2 protein-coding genes are annotated in these 2,260 nt (G+C 75.4%); one reads left to right on the top strand and one right to left on the bottom strand.

What is annotated here, in order from left to right:
• Positions 1-1,058, top strand: a 1,058-nt coding sequence (locus tag CTKZ_RS20395; protein WP_371852404.1) for an LCP family protein, incomplete at its 5' end; no start/stop codon positions are given.
• A 94-nt stretch (positions 1,059-1,152) separates the two neighbouring features.
• Here the strand turns inward: CTKZ_RS20395 and CTKZ_RS20390 are convergent.
• A partial coding sequence (locus CTKZ_RS20390; protein WP_124344615.1) for an acyltransferase family protein occupies positions 1,153-2,260 on the bottom strand: 1,108 nt, incomplete at its 5' end.

The following is a 2,260-nucleotide window of genomic DNA, read 5'->3' as shown; positions in this document are numbered from 1 at the left end:
CCGCAGCACGGCCCGCACCCGTCGCAGCCGCCCGCCCGCGACCCGGCGGGCCGAACGGGCCGAGCGGGCCCGGGAACGTGCCCGCCGCAGGCGCGCCCGGCGCCGGGGCCCGACGTCGACGCGGCCGGCTCACGCTCGCTGCGGTCGCGGTCGTCCTCGTGGCCCTGCTCGCATGGCCCATCGGGCTCGTGCTGTGGGCGAACGGCAAGGTGCAGCACACCACCGCGCTGTCGGGCGCGGCCGACACCCCCGGCACCACCTACCTGCTCACCGGGTCCGACTCGCGCGCGGACGGCGGCATCGCGGCCGACGGCACCGAGGGCGCACGGACCGACACGATCCTGCTGCTGCACGTCCCCGAGAACGGACCGACGGCGCTCATCTCGCTCCCCCGCGACACGTACGTCGAGATCCCCGAGCACGGCGCGTCCAAGCTCAACGCCGCGTTCGCGTGGGGGCAGGCGCCTCTGCTGGTCCGGACGGTCGAGGGGCTCACCGGCCTGACGGTCGACCACTACGCGGAGATCGGCATGGCGGGCGTCGGGAACGTCGTCGACGCCGTCGGCGGCGTGCACCTGTGCCACGACGCGGACGTGAACGACGCCGACTCCGGCATGGTGTGGACCGCCGGGTGCCACGACGTCGGCGGACCCGAGGCGCTCGCGTTCGCGCGCATGCGCAAGTCCGACCTCAAGGGCGACGTGGGCCGCGCCGAGCGGCAGCGCCAGCTCGTCAGCGCCGTCATGGCGAAGATCCAGCCGTCGTCGCTCGTGTGGCACCCCGCGCAGCAGGTCAAGCTCGTCGACGCCGGGACGGGCGCGCTCACCGTCGACGACGGCTCGGGCATCGTCGACATGGGGCGCCTCGCGCTCGCGTTCCGTGCCGCGACCGGGCCCGAGGGCATCACGGGCACGCCGCCCATCGCCGACATGGACTACCGCCCGGGCGACGTCGGCTCGACGGTCCTGCTCGACCCCGACCAGGCGCCCACGTTCTTCGCCGCGATCCGCGACGGCTCGCTGCCGCCGGGAGCGGTGGGCGGCGTCCCCGGGTCCTGACGCCCGACGACGTCACCGGGTCCTGTCGCTCGGACCGTCGGACCGGTCAGGCGCCACCGCGCGCTGGCGCCAGGGCACGGTCGGACCGGCCGCGTCAGCCGGGGACGCGGAGCTCGTCGAGGCCGCGCACCAGACGCGGCCCGCGGTTCACGCGGTCAAGCAGCACGCCGCGCACCCGCGCGAGCGCCTGCTCGGACCAGCGCCGCACCCGGGGCCCGCACGGCAGCTCGACGCACCGGTGCACGAGCCACGCGAGCGCGAGCGCCGCACCGACCGCGAGCGTCAGGGCGACGGCCGTCGGCACGTGCGGCGCCGTGAGGTGGACGACGTACAGGCCCCAGTAGTCGTGCACCAGGTAGACGGGGTACGTGAGCGCACCGAGCGTCACGCACCACGTGGCCCGCGCCCGTGCGAGCGGCGTGAGGACGGCGCACGCGACCAACGCGACGCACACCACGACGCCGACCCCGAGCAGCAGCTGCGACGGCTCGTAGCCGGTCGTCCGGGCGAGGACGGCGGCGCGCGACGGGACGACGAGCAGCACCGCGAGGACGGTGTTCGCCGCGACCACGAGCCACGCGTCGAGCCGGTGCCCGTCGCGGTGCAGCACGTAGAGCGCCATGCCGGCCGCGAACAGCGACGCGTAGTCCGCGACGAGCGCGGTCGCGAGGCCCGTGAGCCCGCTGTGCAGCGCGAGCTGCGCGAGCCACGGCCAGACGAGCGCGACCGCGAGCACCCGGCGTCGGGTCAGCCCGACGAGCGACAGGAGGCCGATGAGCAGGTAGAAGCGCAGCTCCGCCCAGAGCGTCCAGTAGACGCCGTCGACGTGCGGGACGCCGAGCGCGGACTGCACCATCGTGAGGTTGACCAGCACCTGCGCGGGGGTCACGTCCTTGCCGTCGGGCCACAGCACGAGCAGCAGCCCCCCGGTGAGCAGCACGCCCGCCCAGTACGCCGGGTACAGGCGTGCGAGGCGTGAGGCGACCAGCCGGACCGTCGGGCGGCCCCAGGCGGTCAGCAGCACCACGAACCCGCTGATGACGAAGAACAGCTCCGGGCCGAGCGACCCGTAGGACGTCCACCGAGGGACGTCGCCGAGGCGCTCCACCTGGTCCGGTCCCCAGGCCGACGTCTGCCGGCCTGCGAGGTGGTACGCGACGACCGCGGCCGCGGCGAGGAACCGGAGCCCGTCGAGCACCATG

This window comes from Cellulomonas algicola, from assembly GCF_003851725.1.
In the GTDB taxonomy this organism is placed as follows: Bacteria; Actinomycetota; Actinomycetes; order Actinomycetales; family Cellulomonadaceae; genus Cellulomonas; species Cellulomonas algicola.
Note: the sequence above shows the minus strand (reverse complement) of the source record. Positions and strands in the feature narration are given on the sequence as shown.